General features: G+C 42.7%; 10 protein-coding genes. 7 read left to right on the plus strand and 3 right to left on the minus strand.

The genetic code is table 11. The features are described 5' to 3' along the window. Nucleotides 1-29 precede the first annotated feature (29 nt). The 5 genes from DW640_RS12845 to DW640_RS12865 all read left to right on the plus strand — a co-directional run bounded on the left by DW640_RS12845 (nucleotide 30) and on the right by DW640_RS12865 (nucleotide 8,756). A complete protein-coding gene (locus tag DW640_RS12845) occupies nucleotides 30-2,303 on the plus strand; it encodes a GH92 family glycosyl hydrolase (RefSeq protein WP_117578330.1) in 2,274 nt (757 codons plus the stop codon). Nucleotides 2,304-2,421: 118 nt separating this feature from the next. After that, nucleotides 2,422-4,575 (plus strand): GH92 family glycosyl hydrolase, encoded by a 2,154-nt coding sequence (locus DW640_RS12850; RefSeq protein WP_117578332.1) that lies wholly within the window; start codon nucleotides 2,422-2,424, stop codon nucleotides 4,573-4,575. Between the two features lie 26 nt (nucleotides 4,576-4,601). Then, nucleotides 4,602-5,735, plus strand: coding sequence for a glycoside hydrolase family 130 protein (locus tag DW640_RS12855; protein WP_048695105.1), 1,134 nt, complete (start codon nucleotides 4,602-4,604; stop codon nucleotides 5,733-5,735). A 6-nt stretch (nucleotides 5,736-5,741) separates the two neighbouring features. Next, on the plus strand, nucleotides 5,742-7,280 hold the full coding sequence (locus tag DW640_RS12860) for a family 43 glycosylhydrolase (RefSeq protein WP_016269520.1): 1,539 nt from the start codon (nucleotides 5,742-5,744) through the stop codon (nucleotides 7,278-7,280). A 93-nt stretch (nucleotides 7,281-7,373) separates the two neighbouring features. Then, nucleotides 7,374-8,756, plus strand: coding sequence for an SGNH/GDSL hydrolase family protein (locus tag DW640_RS12865; protein WP_008760980.1), 1,383 nt, complete (start codon nucleotides 7,374-7,376; stop codon nucleotides 8,754-8,756). Nucleotides 8,757-8,840: 84 nt separating this feature from the next. Here DW640_RS12865 and DW640_RS12870 read toward each other — a convergent pair whose 3' ends face one another. The 3 genes from DW640_RS12870 to dxs all read right to left on the minus strand — a co-directional run bounded on the left by DW640_RS12870 (nucleotide 8,841) and on the right by dxs (nucleotide 13,733). Further along, nucleotides 8,841-10,292, minus strand: coding sequence for a TrkH family potassium uptake protein (locus tag DW640_RS12870; protein WP_081030118.1), 1,452 nt, complete (start codon nucleotides 10,290-10,292; stop codon nucleotides 8,841-8,843). A 154-nt stretch (nucleotides 10,293-10,446) separates the two neighbouring features. Further along, nucleotides 10,447-11,787, minus strand: a complete 1,341-nt coding sequence (gene trkA / locus DW640_RS12875; protein WP_008764324.1) for a Trk system potassium transporter TrkA — start codon at nucleotides 11,785-11,787, stop codon at nucleotides 10,447-10,449. 2 nt (nucleotides 11,788-11,789) lie between these two features. Then, nucleotides 11,790-13,733: a 1-deoxy-D-xylulose-5-phosphate synthase gene (gene dxs, locus DW640_RS12880; RefSeq protein WP_008764325.1), complete on the minus strand. Its 1,944-nt coding sequence runs from the start codon at nucleotides 13,731-13,733 to the stop codon at nucleotides 11,790-11,792. A gap of 665 nt (nucleotides 13,734-14,398) precedes the next feature. Between dxs and DW640_RS12885 the strand changes: the two genes are divergently transcribed. Then, nucleotides 14,399-15,388, plus strand: coding sequence for a GSCFA domain-containing protein (locus DW640_RS12885; protein WP_008764326.1), 990 nt, complete (start codon nucleotides 14,399-14,401; stop codon nucleotides 15,386-15,388). Then, the gene (locus DW640_RS12890; RefSeq protein ID WP_008760984.1) at nucleotides 15,364-17,913 is read left to right on the plus strand and encodes a bifunctional UDP-N-acetylmuramoyl-tripeptide:D-alanyl-D-alanine ligase/alanine racemase; all 2,550 of its coding nucleotides are present in this window, start codon (nucleotides 15,364-15,366) and stop codon (nucleotides 17,911-17,913) included. Before DW640_RS12885 ends, DW640_RS12890 begins: the two co-directional genes overlap by 25 nt. Nucleotides 17,914-17,944: the final 31 nt, after the last annotated feature.

Here is a 17,944-nt window from a genome sequence, read left to right on the forward strand (position 1 = left end):
TATTTAATTAATATATTCAATAATAAACCATGAAGAAACTAGTTTATTTAATTATCTTCTTTTTGTATCCGACTGTGATGAATGCTCAGCTAAAAGATCTGGTACAGTATGTGAATACGCTACAAGGTACCGATTCTAATTTTGGCTTGAGCTACGGTAATACTTATCCTACTACAGGTATGCCTTATGGTATGCATATGTGGTCTGCGCAAACAGGTAAAAATGGGGATGGATTTAAGTATATGTATGCTGTTGATAAGATTCGTTCTTTTAGCCAATCACATCAATGTAGTCCTTGGGTGAGTGATTATGCTGTATATTCTTTCATGCCAATGGTAGGTGAGTTGGTTGTAAATCAAGATGCCCGTGCTACCAAGTTTAGCCACGATAATGAGATAGCTAAACCTCATTATTATAAAGTAACATTCGATAATGACATCACTACTGAAATGGCTCCAACTACTCGTGGTGTACATTTACGTTTTTCCTATCCTACTACAGGAGATGCCTATCTGGTACTAGATGGATATACGGATATGAGTGAAATCAAAATTGATCCGGCTAAAAGACAAATCTCCGGTTGGGTCAATAACCAACGTTTTGTGAACGATTCAAAATCATTCCGTAACTATTTTGTTGTTCAATTTGATAAACCTTTCGAAGATTACGGTGTATGGGAAAATCAAAAGGATGAAGTGTTTCCACAGAAATTAGATGGAGCAGGTAAAGGATATGGTGCATTTATTAAATTTAAAAAAGGCTCGAAAGTTCAGGCTAAAGCAGCTTCCTCATATATAAGTGCAGAGCAGGCTCTGATAACTTTAAATAAAGAACTTGGTAAGGATAAGAATCTGGAAGTAACGAAAGCACGCGGTCAGAAGACTTGGAATGAAGTGCTGAATAGAATTGTAGTTGAAGGATGTACGGACGAACAGATGAAGACTTTCTACTCTTGTCTTTTCCGTGCTAACTTATTCTCTCGCAAATTCTACGAACGCAAAGAAAATGGTGAACCGTATTATTATAGCCCATATAATGGTAAGATTTATGATGGTTACATGTATACTGATAATGGATTTTGGGATACATTCCGTTCACAATTCCCTTTAACAAACATTTTGCATCCAACAATGCAGGGACGTTATATGAATGCTCTTCTGGCAGCCCAGGAGCAATGCGGCTGGTTGCCTTCATGGTCTTCCCCGGGTGAAACAGGAGGAATGTTAGGTAATCATTCTATTTCATTGCTGGCAGATGCATGGGCAAAAGGAATTCGTGATTTTGATCCTGAAAAAGCACTGAAGGCTTATGCGCATGAAGCAATGAATAAAGGTCCTTGGGGGGGTGCTAACGGACGTGGATTCTGGAAAGAATATTTCCAGTTAGGATATGTTCCTTATCCTGAATCAATGGGTTCTAGTGCACAAACTATGGAATATGCATATGATGATTTCTGCGGATATCAACTTGCTAAAATGGTTGGAAATAAACATTACCAAGAAGTATTTGCCCGTCAGATGTACAACTATAAAAATGTCTTTGATAAGTCTATCGGATTTATGCGTGGAAAGGGTGTTGATGGTAAATGGCAGGAACCATTCGATCCACTGGAATGGGGGGGGCCTTTCTGTGAAGGAAATGCATGGCATTATACATGGTCAGTGTTCCATGATGTACAAGGCTTGATTGACTTGTTTGGAAGTGATGAAAAGTTTACTACTAAAATAGATTCTGTATTTACTATTCCTAACATAATTAAACCGGGCACTTATGGTGGAGTTATTCATGAAATGAAAGAAATGGAGTTGGCTAATATGGGACAATATGCACACGGAAATCAACCGATTCAACACATGCCTTATTTGTATTGCTATGCAGGTCAGCCGTGGAAAACTCAATATTGGGTACGTCAGATTGTTGAGAGATTATATAATTCAACAGAAAAAGGTTATCCGGGTGATGAAGACCAAGGCGGTATGTCTTCATGGTATATTCTGAGCTCATTGGGTATATATGCTGTTTGCCCGGGTACAGATGAATATGTGATTGGCAGCCCATTATTTAAGAAGGCTACCATAACTATGGAAAATGGCAATAAGTTTGTGATTGAAGCACCGGAAAATAGCAAAGAAAATTTGTATATACAATCAGCTACTTTGAATGGCAGACTTTTAGATAAAAACTATATCCATTATGATGATATAGCAGAAGGAGGAGTCTTGAAATTTGAAATGGGAAGCCAGCCTAATAAAGAAAGATGTACTTCGAAGTATGCTGCACCTTTCTCTTTGTCTAAAGAATAAAGAATCAAAGAATAAAGTTCAATAATACGATCGATTTTATCCGAATAACGAAACAGGGTACTATTAGTGGTATTCCTGTTTCTTATTCGAAACAGACTCTACTAAAAGAACATCCGGAATGAAACATAAATTCTTATTTATTTTATTATTCTCTCTTGTTTTAGAAGGAATGGTTGCAACACAAGCTGTGGCTGGTGACTATGTCCATCAAGTCAATACGTTGATTGGAACAAAAGGTACCGGACTGACTTCCGGATATCTTTATCCGGGAGCAACTTATCCTTATGGGATGGTACAATTTACTCCATCTTATTTTTCCAAAAGGTCGGGATTCGTTATCAATCAGTTGAGCGGTGGTGGTTGTGAACATATGGGAAATTTCCCCACTTTCCCTGTGAAAGGAAAACTGAAAATGTCACCTGATAACATCCTCAACTATCGTATAAGTGTATCTGAAGAAAAAGGACATGCCGGTTATTATGAGGCTATGGTGCAAGAGGATATCAAGGCAAAACTGACAGTGACCGAGCGAACGGGTATGGCTAGTTATGAATATCCGGCAGATCAACAGTATGGTACAATAATCATTGGTGGAGGTATTTCTGCAACTCCTATTGAACAAGCTGCAATTGTTATTACTGCTCCGAATAAGTGTGAAGGTTATGCAGAAGGAGGAAATTTCTGTGGACTCCGCACTCCGTATAAAGTCTATTTTGTAGCAGAGTTTGATACCGATGCTTTAGAAACCGGCACATGGAAGAGAGAAGAATTGATGCCAAATACAACTTTTGCAGAAGGCGAATATTCTGGTGTATATTTTACTTTTGATGTAAACAAAAAGAAGAATATTCAATATAAGATTGGAGTTTCTTATGTTTCAGTAGAGAATGCACGTGAAAATTTGAAAGCCGAAAATGCAGGATGGGATTTCCAAAAGATACAGAATCAAGCGGAGGCAAAATGGAATCATTATTTGGGTATGATTGAAGTGGAGGGTACCAATCCCGATCGTACGATCCAATTCTATACACATTTATATCGTTCTTTCATTCACCCGAATGTTTGTAGCGATGTGAATGGGGAATATATGGGAGCGGATTTCAGAGTGCATAAGTCACGTTCTAAACACTATACTTCTTTTAGTAATTGGGATACGTATCGTACACAAATTCAATTATTATCCATGCTTGATCCGGAGGTAGCTTCCGATATTGTTATTTCCCATCAATTGTTTGCAGAACAGTCCGGTGGCTCTTTTCCTCGTTGGGTGATGGCTAATATTGAAACAGGGGTAATGCAGGGAGATCCGACTCCTATTTTGATTGCTAATGCCTATGCTTTCGGAGCTCGTAATTATGATCCGAAACCTATCTTTAAGATTATGAGAAAAGGAGCGGAGGAACCGGGTTCTAAGTCGCAAGGTGTGGAAACTCGCCCGGGATTGAAGCAATATTTGGATAAGGGCTATTATAATGCATCTATCCAATTGGAGTATACCTCAGCAGATTTTGCTATCGGACAGTTTGCATTGCATGCGGTGGGAGATGAATTTGCCAGTTGGCGTTATTTCCATTTTGCCCGTTCATGGAAGAACTTGTATAATCCGGACACAGGTTGGCTACAATCACGTAATCCGGACGGATCGTGGAAATCTCTTGGTGAAGACTTCCGTGAATCTACTTATAAGAATTATTTTTGGATGGTGCCTTATGATATTGCCGGTCTGGTAGAAATAATAGGTGGTAAGGAAAAAGCCGAGAAACGGTTGGATGAATTCTTTACACGCCTGGATGCCGGATATAACGATGCATGGTTTGCTTCCGGTAATGAGCCGAGTTTCCACATACCTTGGATATATAATTGGATTGGTCGTCCATACAAAACACAAGAAATCATTAATCGTGTGTTGAATGAGCAATATTCAAGTAAGATAGATGGTCTCCCAGGAAATGACGATCTGGGTACAATGGGTGCTTGGTATGTGTTTGCCTGTATCGGGCTTTATCCGGAAATTCCGGGTGTGGGGGGATTTACGGTAAATACTCCAATCTTTTCATCTGTCAAGGTGCATTTGAAAAAAGGTGATATTGTGATAAAGGGAGGTTCAGAAAAGGACATCTATATCAAATCCATGAAACTAAACGGAAAATCATATGAAAGTACATGGATAGACTGGGACCAGCTCAATAGCGGAGCTACTATCGAATACAGTACTTCGGGTAAACCGGACATGAAGTGGGGAGCAAAGGTCGTTCCACCATCTTTTCCTTAATTAATGAATTATTATAAAGAACAATCATGAAAAGAAAATTTCAACATATAGCTTATTTACTGATGGTTGCAGCAGTGCTTACTTCCTGTGGAGAGAAGAAGCAAACATCCGAATTCCCCGATTGGGCATGGGCGGATTTTCAACGTCCGGAAGGTATTAACCCAATTGTCTCTCCTGATACCACTACTGTTTTTTATTGCCCAATGAGGCAGGATTCGGTAGCATGGGAATCTAGTGATACTTTTAATCCGGCTGCTACAATTTATGATGGTAAAGTGGTTGTGCTTTACCGGGCAGAAGATAATTCGGCGGTAGGAATTGGTTCACGCACTTCTCGCTTAGGGTATGCTTATTCTGATGATGGTTTGCATTTTAACCGGATGACTGTTCCTGTATTTTATCCGGCAGATGATAACCAGAAAGAATTGGAATGGCCAGGGGGATGTGAAGATCCGCGAGTTGCTGTGACAGATGATGGCCTTTATGTAATGCTTTATACACAATGGAATCGTAAGCAGGCCCGTCTTGCCGTAGCTACTTCTCGTGATCTTCAGATATGGGAAAAATATGGTCCGGCTTTTGCAAAAGCATATGGCGGACGTTTTTTTGATGAATTTTCCAAATCTGCTTCTATTGTCACAAAATTGGTAGATGGCAAACAAGTGATTGCTAAAATTGATGGAAAATATTGGATGTATTGGGGAGAAAAGTTTGTGAACGTAGCTACTTCCACGGATTTGATTAATTGGGAACCGATGCTTGATGAAAAAGGAGACTTTCTAAAAGTAATTACTCCTCGTGAAGGTAAATTTGATAGTGACCTGACCGAGTGTGGTCCACCTGCAATTATGACTGATAAAGGTATTTTATTACTTTATAATGGTAAGAATAAGTCAGGTGCAGAGGGTGATACATTGTATACTGCTAATTCTTATTGTGCCGGGCAAGCATTATTCGATGCTAAAGATCCGACTAAATTGATTGACCGATTGGATAAACCATTCTATATTCCGGAATCAGATTTTGAGAAGAGCGGACAATATCCCGCGGGAACAGTATTTATAGAAGGTTTAGTATTCCATAATCAGAAATGGTACTTATATTATGGTTGTGCAGATTCACGTGTAGCAGTTGCTGTGTATGATCCTTTTAAGAAATAAAATGCAATGAAAAAGATAGGACTCTTTTTGTTTGGTATTTGTTTTGCATTGCAAATGGTGGCACAAGAACAAAACTACTTCACAAATCCTGTTATTCGGGGAGATGTACCCGATCCTTCTGTCATTCGGATTGAAGATACATATTATGCTACGGGTACCTCTTCGGAATGGGCGCCTTTTTATCCAATGTTTACCTCGAAGGATCTGGTAAACTGGAAACAGGTAGGGCATGTTTTTACCAAGCAACCGTCCTGGACTTCTAATTCATTTTGGGCACCAGAATTGTTTTATCATAATAATAAAGTTTACTGTTATTATACTGCCCGCCAAAAAAGTACCGGGATATCATATATCGGAGTAGCTACGTCTGATTCTCCTTTACATGAATTTACCGATCATGGTCCGATTGTAGAGTATGGAAAGGAAGCTATCGATGCATTTATTTATGATGATAACGGGCAGTTGTATATCAGTTGGAAAGCTTATGGTTTGGATACGCGTCCGATAGAATTGTTAGGATGTAAACTGTCCGCTGATGGTTTGCATTTGGATGGTGAACCTTTTACTCTTTTAGTAGATGAAAAGGGAATTGGTATGGAAGGACAGTACCATTTTAAAGAAGGCGACTACTATTATATAGTATACGCTGCCCATGGATGTTGTGGTCCTTCTAGTGACTATGATGTGTATGTAGCACGTGCAAGGAATTATGGTGGACCTTATGAAAAATATTCTGGAAACCCCATTCTTCATGGCGGAGAAGGAGATTATAAATCATGTGGTCATGGTACTGTGGTGAGAACATCTGATGGTCGTATGTTTTATATGTGTCACGCTTATTTGAAGGGAGATGGTTTCTTTATCGGGCGTCAACCGATTTTGCAAGAAATGGAAATGACGGATGATCATTGGGTGCGTTTCAAGACTGGGAATTTGGCTATAGCTGAACAGCCTATACCTTTTGTCGGTACAAAGCAAGAGCCTCTTTCGGATTTTGAAGATAATTTTAAGGGGAATCAATTGAAAGTTGATTGGACGTGGAATTATCCTTATTCAGATATACACGCTGTGCTAAAGAAAGGAAAGTTATTTTTATCCGGTACTCCAAAGAATAACAATAAATATGGTACAGCATTATGTTTACGTCCTCAATCTCCACAGTATAGCTGTGAGACGAAAGTAATAAACACAGGCAAAGGACTGAAAGGATTGACCTTGTATGGCGATGATAAAAACCTGATTGCTTGGGGAATTGAAGGAGATAAACTTATTTTGAAAGTGGTGAAAGACGATATTGAGTCAGTACTTTATGATTCAGCTTTTGCAAGTAAAGAGATATATTTGAAATTGGAAGTTGAACAGGGGTGTATATTCCACTTTTATAAAAGTCTGGATGGAAAAACATGGCAATCTGTGCAGAATACCCCTTTCAAGGGTAAATCCTTGATTCGTTGGGATAGAGTGCAGCGTCCGGGATTACTACATTATGGAGATAAGGATGTACCGGCAGAGTTTTCTTATTTTAAAATGAAGAATTTAAAATAAAAAGAAAGTAGATGGTGATAAAATTTTTAGTTTATACTATTAAATTATCCCTCATAGTAGATTAACAGTATTTGTAAAATATAGATTGATAACATGAAAAAGTTTTTAGTATTAGTTGCAGCAGTTTGCATGGCATATACTACTGCGTTTGCTCAGACCGTGAAACCTTTTAAGGAAGGTGATAGAGCTGTGTTTTTAGGAAATAGTATTACGGATGGTGGTCGTTACCATTCATTTATCTGGTTGTATTACATGACCCGCTTCCCGAATATGCCTATTCGTGTATTCAATGGAGGTATTGGTGGTGATACAGCGTATGATATGAATAAACGTTTGGATGGTGACATTTTTAGCAAAAATCCTACTGTATTGATGGTGACTTTCGGTATGAATGATTCCGGTTATTATGAATATAATGGTGATAATGCGAAAGAATTTGGTGAACAGAAGTATCAGGAAAGCATCAAGAACTTCCAGCAGATGGAAAAACGTTTCAAGGAATTGCCACATACTCGTATCGTAATGACGGGAACCTCTCCTTATGATGAAACTGCGCAAATAAAGGATAATACGGTCTTTAAGAAAAAAAATGAGACTATTAAGAGAATTATAGAATATCAAAGAGAATCTGCTGCAAGAAATGGTTGGGAATTTACAGATTGGAATGCGCCTATGGTAGCTATAAATCAGGAACTTCAACAAAAAGATCCTAGTTTTACTCTTTGTGGTAACGATCGTATCCATCCGGACAATGACGGTCATATGGTGATGGCTTATCTTTTCTTGAAAGCACAAGGTTTTGCTGGTAAAGATGTGGCCAACATGGAAATCAATGCAAATAAGAAGCAAGCAGTGAAGGCAGAAGGTTGTACCATCTCAAATATTAAGAAAATAGGTAAAGATATTAGTTTTGATTATCTGGCAGAGGCGTTACCATATCCTTTGGATACTATTGCACGAGGCTGGGGTTCTAAGAAGAGTCAGGCAGAAGTTATAAAAGAAGTTCCTTTTATGGAAGAGATGAATACTGAATTGCTGAAAGTTACCGGTTTGAAGGGGCAATATAAACTGTTGATTGACGATCAGGAAATAGGAACCTGGGATGCTGCTGATTTGGCAAAGGGTATAAATTTAGCTGCAGAATCTAAAACTCCACAATACCAGCAGGCATTAACTATCATGCACCTCAATGAGTATCGTTGGGAACTTGAAAGAACATTTAGAGAATATGCGTGGTGCCAGTTTGGTTTCTTTCAACAAAAAGGCTTATTGTTTGCTAATGACAGAAAGGCTATTGAAGTGATGGATGAAAATGTAGAGAAGAACATGTGGTTGAAAGGACGTCGGGATCTTTATTCAAAGATGATGTTTAAAGAAATTCGCGACGCACGTGAACAAGAGATGGATGTTCTGATTTCCAAGATCTACGAAATCAACAAGCCAGTAGTAAGAAAGATTGTTCTGAGAAAAATATAATATTTCTTTAGATAAGAAAGGTTTGAATTGGTGTATGGTGGTGCCGGCTAATAGTCGGCACCTTTTTTATGTATGATATTTGATTTAATTTCTTTTCCAGAAATCGGAACTGAACAGCAGCAATACCGTAAACAACTCCAGACGTCCGAGAAGCATCAAAAAGGAGAGCAACCATTTGGCTGTATCAGGCAATTCACTCCACGAGAAGGCAGGGCCACACGTGCCGAGTCCCGGTCCCATGTTTCCTATACTTGATATGACCGTTCCGATAGATTCGAGAAATCCCACTCCGAAGCCCATCATGACAAGAATGCTGATAATGGCGATGATTGCATACAAAAATGTAAATGCCAGTACGGTAGACTGGATAGAGGGGGAGATCACCTGTTTATTCACCCGTACGGGCAATACTGCATTGGGATGCAGAATATGTTTAAATTCATTTTTGGCAACTTTGAAGAGGATAACCATGCGGATACATTTGATACCACCTGTCGTACTGCCTGCGCAAGCACCCATTATCATTACGATAAGAAGACAGCCCCAGAGAATGGAAGGCCAGAGCATATAGTCGGCAGTGGCAAAACCGGTTGAAGTCTGTAAGGAGATTACTTGGAACAGAGATTTCCGGAATGCTTCTTCTGCTCCCATCGAACTGGTCTGATAAAGCCAGACTGCTATGAAAACCGTGAAAAAGGCAACAGACATAAAATAAAACTTCAGCTCGGCATCATGGATAAACTTCTTTATTTTCCCATTGAACATCAGCAATAATAGCGTGAAGTTGACTCCCGAGAGGAACATGAAAACAGATATTACATAGTCTATGTAAGGCGAGTGGTAATATTCGATACTTGTCTGCTTGGTGGAGAACCCACCTGTACTGGTCGTGGTGAAAGCATGGCAGATACTGTCGAAAAGTCCCATGCCCCCGAATACCAGTAATATAATCAATGTCCCCGTCATACCGGCATAGATGCCCCAGATCCATTTGGCGGTAACACCAATACGGGGATGTACTTTGTCATGAGTCGGCCCGCTGGCTTCGGCGGCAAATACCTGAATACCTCCCATACCGAAAATCGGAAGAACGGCAATCGTAAAGAATACAATTCCCAGACCGCCGATCCACTGAGTCATTGCCCGCCAGAAAAGGATTCCGTGAGGCATCGATTCTATATTATTCATGATGGTGGCACCGGTACTGCTGAAGCCGGACATTGTCTCGAAGAAGGCATCGGTGACACTTGGAATATACCCGCCTATATAATAGGGCAACATTCCAAAAAAGGAGAAAGCAATCCAGGCTACACTGACAATCACATATCCATCGCGGCGGTTGAGTGACTTTTCGGCCCCTCTTCCAATAGCAAGCATAATCACACCTACAAAGGCCGTGATAGCTGATGAAAGCAGAAAACTGTTTAAATCATCTTCCTTGTAAAATAGTGAAACACCACCGCAACACATTAACATAGCCGTTTCTATCAGTAACAGAAACCCCATGATGCGATATATCATCCTCGAATTAATCATTTTTTAAGTAATAGGTATTAAGTAATAGGTATTAAGTAATAAGTAATAGGTATTAAGTATTATGCGCCAAGTATCAGATATAATGTCAAGTACAAGCAGCTACGGTTATTACCTATTACCTAATACTTATTACTTATTACCTAATACCTATTACTTAATTAAAGAACTTCTCAATCTTCTTGATCATCATACTCAGGCAGAATACAACGACATGGTCTCCGGGACGAATCAGCGTATCTCCGGTTACGAGCACTCCTTCGCCATTGCGAATCATACCTCCGATGGTTGTTCCTTTGGGCAATCCCAGATCCTTGATTAAATTTTTAGTAATCTTTGCTCCGGCGGGTACGGTAAATTCAGCCACATCGGCGTTGGCAAACGTCAGGCATTTGACATTGGATACATCGGCATCCAGCATCATCTGATAAATGTGGCTGGCGGCAATCATTTTCTTATTGATGACCGTGCCGATATCAAGACTTTCCGCCATGCCGATATAGTCGATATTCTCTACTTCCGCCACCGTCTTTTCCACTCCCATACGTTTGGCGGCGAGACAGGCGAGGATGTTCGTTTCCGAATTGTCCGTCAAGGCGACAAATGCTTCGGTATTCTTTAAACCTTCTTCGATGAGCAGGTCCATATCACGACCATCGCCGTTGATGATCATGGTTTTGTCGTCCAATAATTCAGTCAGCCGGTTGCAACGGTTGATGTCGTTATCTACAATTTTTACCTGCATATAATCCGGCACGTACTGAGCGGTACGGACGGCGATACGGCTTCCGCCCATGATCATGACGTTGCGTACATCGGCATAATCCTCCTTGCCGGCTATTTTCCGGATATAAGGAATATATTTGCGTGTAGTGGTGAAATAAACAATATCGTGCAGTTTGATAACATCGTCTCCGCGCGGAATGATGGTTTCCGTTCCGCGTTTGATGGCTACCACGTGGTAAGGGATGTCCGGTGCACCCAGTTGATGGAGGGGAATATTCAGTATTTCCGCTTTTTCGCGCATCTTGGTACCGATCAGTATCAAGGCGCCTCCGCAGAATTCCCACCATTGACGTACCCAGCTCATACGCATGGAAGATACGATTTCTTTGGCAGCAAGCATTTCCGGATAGATCAATGAGTCTACACCCAGTTTCCGGAAGAATTCCTTGTTTTTGGGCAGAAGATATTCGTAGTTGTCGATGCGGGCGACAGTCTTTTTGGCACCCAGATTGGTGGCTAGCATACAGGCAGTCATATTCCGGCTTTCGTCGGGGGTGACTGCGATGAACAAGTCCGCTTCTTTCACGCCTACCTCTTTCAGTCCCGAGATGGAAGAAGGAGAAGCCGTGACAGTCAACAAATCGAAGTTGGCGCTGAGGGCACTTAGTTTTTCTTCGTCATCGTCCATCAGGATAATGTCCTGTTTTTCCCGGGACAATAATTTAGCCAGGTGGGTGCCTACGTTTCCGGCACCTGCGATAATTATCTTCATCTTCAGTTAGTTAATTCTTTTATTTTGCTCATGTCGGGCAGAAGTTCACATTGCTTCAGCAATTCTTTTGTCAGGCTGTCTTCATCCATTCCGCAGAGCTGATATAACTCGGCTACCGTGCCGTGTTGCACGAATTTATCCGGAATTCCGATGCGTTTGACTGTCGGGGTATATTCATGGTCGGCCATGAATTCAAGTACGGCACTTCCCATTCCTCCCTGAATCGTTCCGTCTTCTATGGTGACGATGTGGCGGAATGTGCGGCCCACTTCGTGCAGCAGTTCTTCGTCCAGCGGTTTGAGGAATCTCAGATCATAGTGGGCGATGCTTCTTCCCGATTCGGACTCGGCACGGGCGATGGCACTCCTTGCTTTATTTCCGATAGGTCCTATGCTGATGACAGCTATATCTTTTCCGTCCTTCAATTTCCGTCCTTTGCCTACAGGAATTTCTTCAAGCGGGCATTTCCAGTCCACCAATACGCCACGGCCACGCGGATAGCGGAGTACGAACGGACCTTTATCCGGCAGTTGTGCCGTGTACATCAGTCGTCGCAGCTCATGCTCATTCATAGGGGAGGCGATGGTCAGATTAGGTATCGGACGCAGATAAGCCATGTCGAACGCACCGTGATGTGTCGGACCGTCTTCGCCTACCAGTCCGGCACGGTCGAGACAGAGAACTACGGGAAGATTCTGAATAGCCACATCATGGATAATATTGTCATAAGCCCGTTGCATGAACGATGAATAGATGTTGCAGAAAGGCTGCAAGCCATCTTTTGCCATTCCTCCGGAGAAGGTGACGGCGTGGCCTTCGGCAATACCCACATCGAAAGCCCGCTTGGGCATTTTGGACATGAGGATGTTCATCGAACAGCCGGAAGGCATGGCGGGAGTCACACCTACGATCCTTGGATTGGCTTCCGCCAGTTCCACCAGTGTATTTCCGAAAACGTCTTGGAACAGGGGAGGCATTCCTTCCGTATTGGCTACGAAACGCTCTCCGGTGACGGGATCGAACTTGCCGGGAGCGTGCCATTCGGTGGCGTGTTTCTCGGCAGGGGCGAAGCCTTTTCCTTTGATCGTGTGGAGATGCAGTATTTTGGGACCTTTGAGGTCTTTAATGTCACGCAATACCCTTGAAAGGTTCTTTATGTCATGGCCATCGATAGGACCGAAGTAGCGGATGTTCATTCCTTCGAATATATTCTGTTGCTGGGCGGCCATTGACTTCAGACTGTTGCCGAAGCGGATCAGTGCCTTGCGACGTTCATCGTTCAGGATGCCGAGCTTGAACAACAGGCGGGAAGCCTTGAAACGCAGTTGGTTGTAGCGGTTCGAGGTTGTCAGGTTGAACAGGTATTGTTTCATACCGCCGACACTGCGGTCGATAGCCATGTCGTTATCATTCAGGATAATAAGCAGGTTGTTCGGGGTGGTAGAAGAATTGTTCAATCCTTCAAAAGCCAGTCCTCCGCTCATCGAACCGTCTCCGATGATGGCTATCACATGACGTTGGTCGTCTCCCTTCTTGGCGGCGGCGACAGCCATGCCGAGGGCTGCGGAGATCGAATTGGAAGCGTGTCCGCAGGTAAATGTATCGTATTCGCTCTCTTCGGGAGAAGGGAAGGGGCGAATACCTCCCAGTTTCCGGTTGGTGGAGAATGCTTCACGCCGTCCTGTGAGGATTTTGTGGCCGTACGCCTGATGTCCCACGTCCCATACAATACGGTCATAAGGTGTATTGTAGACGTAGTGCAGGGCTACGGTCAGTTCCACTGTTCCGAGGCTGGCAGCGAAGTGCCCCGGATTGCAGGAGAGTTCTTTAATAATGTCTTGCCTTAATTCATCGCATACTTCCGGCAGTTGGTCTACTTCCAGACGGCGCAGATCATCGGGGCTGTTGATTGAGTTTAGCAAGTTATATATCGGTTCATTCTTCATGATTCGAGAAAATTTGGTGCAAAAATACGAAAAAGAAAGCGGAAGCCCTTTCTTTTTACCTAAATTCTTATTGTTAAAGCGAAGTACGAGGGTGGAATGGCATTCGGTCGTTGGTATATTGAAGTATGTGCCGTCGGGTTCCCGGAAGAACTGTAACTTTCTTTTTATTATGTGAAATGTGGATTAATATTACTAATCAAATGAAATCTCTATTAGGGAAATAAAAGTTGCATGAAAAAAGAGAACATGAACTTGCAGAAACGTTCGTATCGTTATTAATAAATTTGATGATCGTTTATTATAGACGTGTCTTCCGTTTATTAGAAACTCTAAAATGAGATTTTGTAGGAAATAGATTGAATTAATGCAACAAAAAAGGCTGCAAACTTCATAGAGCTTGCAGCCTTTGGGCTATATCAATCGTCTTATTCCTTAGTAAAATGAGAAGGAATAAGCTGTATTTGTTGTAATATGATACTGTATTTTATCCATGTTTTCTATTCTTTTATATCCGTTATTCATTGATTTTCTGTTTTCGGTCTACAAATATACAACATAAAAAGCCATTTGTCAAGCCTTGAATAGATTTGTGATTAAAATAAAGCGGAATATCGTATCTTTGTCGTACTTTTGCAAGAGAGAAACAATCGAAAGAAGGAGAATATATGGATTTTCAAACAAAGGTAGAACTACCGGCGGGCTTGCCGCCTGTCAGTCATGCGGAACGGATTCTTTTGATGGGGTCTTGTTTTGCAGAGAACATGGGCAGGTTGCTGGCAGAAAATAAATTTCGCGTTGACATGAATCCTTTCGGGATTCTCTATAATCCGCTGTCGGTCTCTACGGCTTTGGTGGAGATATTGAAGGGGAAGGTGTATCAGGAGAAAGACTTATTCCTATATAAGGAGTGCTGGCATAGTCCGATGCATCATGGTTTGTTCTCTGCGTCATCGCCGGAGGAAGTACTTGAAAAGATAAACACTCGCTTGTCGCAGGCTCACCGTTCGGTCCACGAACTTGACTGGCTGATGCTGACTTTCGGCACTGCCTATGTATATGAACAGAAAGAAACAAGGCAGGTAGTCTCCAATTGTCATAAACTGCCGGAGAGCTGCTTCAACCGCCGGATTCTTTCGGTAGATGAGATTGTGAACGAATATACTTCGTTGATAACCAGTATGGTGGCGCGCAATTCTCACTTGAAGGTCTTGTTCACGGTCAGCCCTATCCGGCATATACGTGACGGGATGCATGCCAACCAGTTGAGTAAATCGACCTTATTGCTTGCCATCGACCGCCTGCAACAGCTCTTTCCGGATCATGTGTTCTACTTTCCTTCTTATGAGATCGTTTTGGATGAACTGCGTGATTATCGCTATTATGCCGATGACATGCTTCATCCGTCTCCGTTGGCTGTCCGTTATTTGTGGGAACGCTTTTCGGAGGCCTTCTTTTCTGCCGAAACGAAGCAGGTGATCACTGCCATCGAAGATATTACTAAAGACTTGTCACACAAGCCTTTTCATCCGGAGTCGGAAGCGTATCAACGCTTTTTAGGACAAATAGTGTTAAAAATCGAACGACTTAACGGAAAATATCCGTACTTAGACTTTCAAAAAGAAACAGAACTATGTCATATACGATTGAATCCATAGCCGAATATATCGGTGCACGCCGTGTCGGAGAGCATGAAGCGACGATTGATTGGCTACTTACAGATAGCCGCTCTTTGAGCTTTCCGGAAGAAACCCTTTTCTTTGCTTTGCCCACCAAACGTAATAATGGTGCACGCTATATCTCCGAACTATATGATCGGGGAGTGCGCAACTTCGTGGTTACGGAAGAAGACTTTAAGAGAATGGAGAATGGAGAATGGAAAATGGAGAATGCTATGCAGCAGGATGGTGCGCAGCCTACTCCCAACTCTCGACTCTCCATTCTCGATTTCTCCAATTTCTTGATCGTGGCGAATCCTTTGAAGGCTTTGCAGAAGCTGGCCGAGGCTCATCGGGAGAATTTCAAGATTCCGGTAATCGGTATCACGGGCAGTAATGGAAAGACCATTGTGAAAGAGTGGTTGCATCAATTATTGAGTCCGGACCGCTGCATTGTCCGTTCGCCCCGCAGTTATAATTCTCAGATCGGCGTTCCCTTGTCCGTCTGGCAACTGAATGAAGAAGCCGAATTGGGTATTTTCGAAGCCGGTATCTCCGAAATGGGGGAGATGGGGGCCTTGAAGCGCATGATTAAACCGACTATCGGTATTCTGACTAATATAGGCGGTGCCCATCAGGAGAATTTCTTCTCATTGCAGGAGAAATGTATGGAGAAGCTGACACTCTTTAAAGATTGCGATGTGGTGATCTATAATGGAGATAACGAGCTGATCAGTAATTGTGTGGCAAAGTCGATGCTGACAGCCCGTGAGATTGCATGGAGCTGCAAGGATATCGAGCGCCCTCTTTATATCAGCAAGGTGACAAAGAAAGAAGACCATACTGTGATTGCTTACCGCTATCTGGATATGGATAATATCTTCTGTATTCCTTTTATAGACGATGCTTCCATCGAAAATGCGTTGAACTGCCTGGCAGCCTGTCTTTATCTGATGACTCCTGCCGATCAGATTACCGAACGGATGGCACGGCTCGAACCGATCGCCATGCGCCTGGAAGTAAAAGAAGGCAAGAATAATTGTATACTCATCAACGATAGCTACAATTCGGACTTGGCTTCTCTGGATATAGCACTGGATTTCCTGGTACGCCGTTCGGAAAAGAAAGGACTGAAACGGACACTTATCTTATCGGATATTTTGGAGACAGGGCAGAGTACGGCTACGCTTTACCGTCGGGTAGCACAACTGATAAAGAGCCGGGGCATCAACAAGCTGATCGGTGTAGGAGCGGAGATTTCTTCGTGTGCCGCTCGCTTCGAAGGTACGCCGGAACGATACTTCTTCCCCGATACAGACGCCTTGCTAAGATCGGGCATTTTCAAAACCCTTCATTCGGAAGTCATTCTGATAAAAGGTTCCCGCGTATTCAACTTTGATCTGGTATCGGAAGAACTGGAACTGAAAGTGCATGAAACGATTCTGGAAGTGAACTTGGGTGCGATGGTTGCCAATCTGAATCACTATCGCTCCATGCTCCGCCATCCGGAGACGAAAATGATCTGTATGGTGAAGGCTGCTGCCTACGGAGCCGGATCATACGAGATTGCCAAAACATTGCAGGAGCATCATGTAGATTACCTTGCTGTAGCCGTTGCCGACGAAGGCTCCGAACTGCGTAAAGCAGGCATCACCTCCTCCATTATCATCATGGACCCCGAACTGACATCGTTCAAAACGATGTTCGATTATAAACTCGAACCGGAAGTGTACAACTTCCATTTGCTCGATGCACTGATTAAGGCGGCCGAGAAAGAAGGAATCACCAACTTCCCGATTCATGTCAAACTGGATACGGGTATGCACCGTCTTGGTTTTTCCGTCGATGAAATTCCGTTGTTGATCCGTCGTCTGAAAAGTCAGAATGCGGTTATTCCCCGGTCGGTATTCTCTCATTTTGTGGGAAGTGATTCGGCGCAATTCGACTTCTTCACCCGTCAGCAGATTGAATTGTTCGAGAAAGGTTCGCAGGAATTGCAGGAAGCCTTCTCACACAAGATTCTGCGTCATATCTGCAATACAGCCGGTATCGAACGTTTTCCCGGTGCGCAGTTTGATATGGTGCGTCTGGGGATAGGACTCTATGGGGTAAGCCCGATCGACAATTCGATTATCAATAATGTAAGCACGCTTAAGACTACGATTCTTCAGATTCGGGACGTGCCCGGAGAAGATACGGTAGGCTATAGCCGGATGGGACATCTGACGCGTCCTTCCCGCATTGCGGCAATTCCTATCGGGTATGCCGATGGCTTGAACCGCCATCTGGGACGTGGCAATGCTTACTGTCTGGTGAATGGCAAGAAAGCTCCCTATGTAGGAAATATCTGTATGGATGTCTGTATGATTGACGTGACGGATATCGATTGCAGGGAAGGGGACAAAGCTGTCATCTTCGGTGACGACCTGCCGATAACCACACTTTCGGATAAGTTGGGGACGATCCCTTACGAAGTGCTGACCAGCATCTCGAACCGTGTGAAGCGAGTCTACTATCAGGACTAAAGCGCAGGCGGTAAAAACAGAATTATATGTA

The sequence above is a fragment of the Bacteroides sp. AM23-12 genome, assembly GCF_003434395.1.
In the GTDB taxonomy this organism is placed as follows: Bacteria; Bacteroidota; Bacteroidia; order Bacteroidales; family Bacteroidaceae; genus Bacteroides; species Bacteroides thetaiotaomicron.